Origin of the sequence: Streptomyces sp. NRRL WC-3549 (assembly GCF_000721935.1) — a bacterium.
GTDB lineage: Bacteria > Actinomycetota > Actinomycetes > Streptomycetales > Streptomycetaceae > Streptomyces.
In genome coordinates, this window is the sequence record NZ_KL585405.1 from 124,975 (window position 1) to 128,181 (window position 3,207).

At 72.6% G+C, this 3,207-nt stretch carries 4 protein-coding genes; 2 read left to right on the plus strand and 2 right to left on the minus strand.

What is annotated here, in order from left to right:
- A partial coding sequence (locus tag IH13_RS0118565) for a tetratricopeptide repeat protein (RefSeq protein WP_267883857.1) occupies nucleotides 1-808 on the minus strand: 808 nt, incomplete at its 3' end.
- Nucleotides 809-906: 98 nt separating this feature from the next.
- On the opposite strand from IH13_RS0118565, the gene IH13_RS0118570 reads away from it, so the two are divergent.
- Entirely contained in the window at nucleotides 907-2,274 is a 1,368-nt protein-coding gene (locus IH13_RS0118570) for an FAD-binding oxidoreductase (RefSeq protein ID WP_031085849.1), read from the plus strand.
- 10 nt (nucleotides 2,275-2,284) lie between these two features.
- On the opposite strand, the gene IH13_RS0118575 is transcribed toward IH13_RS0118570, so the two are convergent.
- Nucleotides 2,285-2,761: an SsgA family sporulation/cell division regulator gene (locus tag IH13_RS0118575; protein ID WP_031085851.1), complete on the minus strand. Its 477-nt coding sequence runs from the start codon at nucleotides 2,759-2,761 to the stop codon at nucleotides 2,285-2,287.
- Nucleotides 2,762-3,015: 254 nt separating this feature from the next.
- Here IH13_RS0118575 and IH13_RS40930 point away from each other — a divergent pair.
- The coding region (locus tag IH13_RS40930; RefSeq protein ID WP_158791214.1) for a DUF2510 domain-containing protein at nucleotides 3,016-3,207 on the plus strand (192 nt) is incomplete at its 3' end.

Genomic DNA, 3,207 nt, shown 5'->3' on the forward strand with positions numbered 1-3,207 from the left:
TGTGTATAAGAGACAGGTGCAGGGCCGCGGCCTTCTCGGCGGGGGCCTTCGCGTGGTCGGCGGCTTCCTGCGCGGTGGCCAGCGCGTCCTCGCGCCAGCCCTGGTTGCGGTACATCTCCGAGGTCCGGTCCAGCGCGGGCACCCCGCCGCGCAGGGTCTGGAACGTCTCCGTGGCCTTGGCCGCGGCCTCGTACTCGCCCAGGCCGTTGTACGCGTCGATCAGGACCGGGTACGCCGTCCAGCTCTTCGGCGCCCGTGCGCGGACCGTCTCGCCCCACTTCTTCGCGGCGACGTAGTCGTGCCGGGCGTTCGCCAGTGCCCCCAGTCCGGTCCAGGCCTCGGTGTTCCCGCGTTCGCCGGGCCGCGCGGCCAGCGAACGCCGCAGGGCCTGCTCGGCCCGCGTGAAGTACGACGTGTCCGCGGCCCGGCTGCCCCACTGCGCGTACGCCGTGCCGAGCGCCGCCCAGGCGGGCGCGTCCATGGGGTGGGCCTCCACCCACTTCTGCCGGTCGCCGATCAGCGCCGTGAGGTCGGACAGCGCCGCCGGGGAGCCGGCCGCCGCCGCGGCCTCGGCGCGGGCCACCGGCCCCGGCGCGGGCGGCGCCGACCTCTCCGCCTCGTCCGGCACGGCGACCAGCGCACCGGCCACGAGCACGGCGGCGGCCACGGCACCGAAGGCGGCCCTGCGCAGCGTGGTGCGCAGGGGCGGGGGAGGCGGTGACATGGCCGTCGCACCTTCCGGCGGCAGGGCTTCCGGCGGCAGGGGGGAGGTGGGGGACTCCGGGTTCTGCTGCGGCATGGCATCCATGGCCATCACTCTGCGTCAGTACGACGATCACATCGCGCTCCGTGATGAGGGAGGGAGAAGGGTTCACACCGATGGCCCCCGGGTGTCACGCTTGGATCATGGACGCACTCGTCGAACACCTCCGTGCGGGTCTGCCGGCCGAAGCCCTGATCACGGACCCGGACGTCACCGCCTCGTACGCCCACGACATGGCGAGCTTCTGCGAGGCGGGCGCCCCCGCCGTCGTCGTGCTCCCGCGCACCGTCGAGGAGGTCCAGCACGTCATGCGGACCGCCACCGAGCTCCGCGTCCCCGTGGTGCCGCAGGGCGCCCGGACGGGCCTGTCGGGCGCGGCCAACGCCACGGACGGGTGCATCGTGCTCTCCCTGGTGAAGATGGACCGCATCCTGGAGATCAGCCCGGTCGACCGGACCGCCGTGGTCGAACCCGGCGTGGTCAACGCCGTCCTGTCCCGGGCCGTGGGCGAACACGGGCTGTACTACCCGCCGGACCCCTCCAGCTGGGAGACGTGCACCATCGGCGGCAACATCGGCACCGCGTCCGGCGGCCTGTGCTGTGTGAAGTACGGCGTCACCGCCGAGTACGTCCTGGGCCTGGAGGTCGTCCTCGCCGACGGGCGGCTGCTGAACACCGGCCGCCGCACCGCCAAGGGAGTCGCCGGATACGACCTCACCCGGCTCTTCGTCGGCTCCGAGGGCACCCTCGGCGTCGTGGTCAAGGCGGTCCTCGCGCTACGGCCCCAGCCGCCCCGGCAGCTCGTCCTGGCCGCCGAGTTCCCGTCCGCGGCCACCGCGTGCGACGCGGTCTGCCGGATCATGGAGCGCGGACACACCCCGTCACTCCTCGAACTGATGGACCGTACGACCGTCCGGGCCGTCAACGCGATGACCTCCATGGGCCTCCCCGAATCCACCGAGGCGCTGCTGCTCTGCGCCTTCGACACCCCCGACCCGGCGGCCGACCTCGCCGCCGTCGGGGAACTGTGCACCGCGGCGGGCGCGACCGAGGTGGTGCCCGCGGAGGACACCGCCGAGTCCGAACTCCTGCTCCAGGCACGCCGGCTGTCCCTCCCCGCGCTGGAGACGGTCAAGCCGGCCACCATGATCGACGACGTCTGCGTACCGCGGTCCCGCCTCGGCGCGATGCTGGAGGGAACCGCCGCCGTCGCCGACAAGTTCGGGCTGACCATCGGGGTCTGTGCCCACGCCGGCGACGGCAACACCCACCCCGTCGTCTGCTTCGACCCGGCCGACCCCGAGGAGTCCCGCCGGGCCCGTGCCTCCTTCGACGAGATCATGGCGCTCGGCCTCGAACTGGGCGGCACCATCACCGGCGAACACGGCGTCGGCGTACTGAAGAAGGAGTGGCTCGCCCGTGAACTCGGCGAGGTGGGTGTGGAGGTGCAGCGCGGCGTCAAGGCGGCCTTCGACCCGCTGGGACTGCTCAATCCCGGCAAGCTCTTCTGACCGGCCGCGCTCAGGACTCCCCCTCCGGGGGATCGTCCGAGGACCACGGATCGCTCAGCCACAGATCGTCGGCGGGCATCGGTGCGAGCAGTTCGGCGAGCGCGCCGTCCAGCCCCAGCAGCGCGCTCTCCGACCCCGGAGGCACCACCCGCAACGTGCGCTCGGTCCAGGCGGCGACGGCCGACGACGGCAGCTCCAGCAGGGCGTTGCCGTCGGGGGAGGTGAGGGCCACGCAGATCACCTGGCGGTCCCCGGCCCTGGTCGGCCAGATCCGGACGTCCCCGTGCCCGCACGGCCTGAACACCCCTTCCACCAGGAGCTCCCGGGCGAACGTCCAGTGCACGGGCGACTCGGAACCGATGTGGAACGTGATGTGCACGGCGTAGGGGTCGGCCGTGATGTACGAGAGCCGGGCCGGTACGGGCACGGAGCGTTCGGGCGAGAGGACCAACTTCACTTCGAGTTCGCGTTCCACGACGTTCTGCATGAGGGTGCACGACCTTCCGATGCTCACAGGGGGCCGGTCCTCCGACCGGTCCGCACAAGGAGAGAGCACCCTCCGTGCTCTCCATGACGCGACTTCCCAGAAAAACTTCCCCGAGCCCTGAAAGTGGTCCAAACGGCAGGACCGGCCCGGGGGTGCGCGGAGGTCTGATAGATGTGGACCCTTGTATGGGGGCCGACCGCCACGAGCACCTCGCCGGTCGCCCCGAGGCCGCGAAGAGATACGGGACCACGGTGATGAGCGCCCCAACCCCGGCACCCGGTGACGAAAGCCCCCGCGAGGGCTACTACCCCGATCCGTCCATCCCCGGATACGTCCGGTACTGGAACGGCGCGTCCTGGGTCCCCGGCACGAGCCGGCCCGCACCGCAGCAGGACGGCGCGTCCCCCGCGCCGCCGTCCGGGACCCCCGCCCCGCAGCCGCAGCCG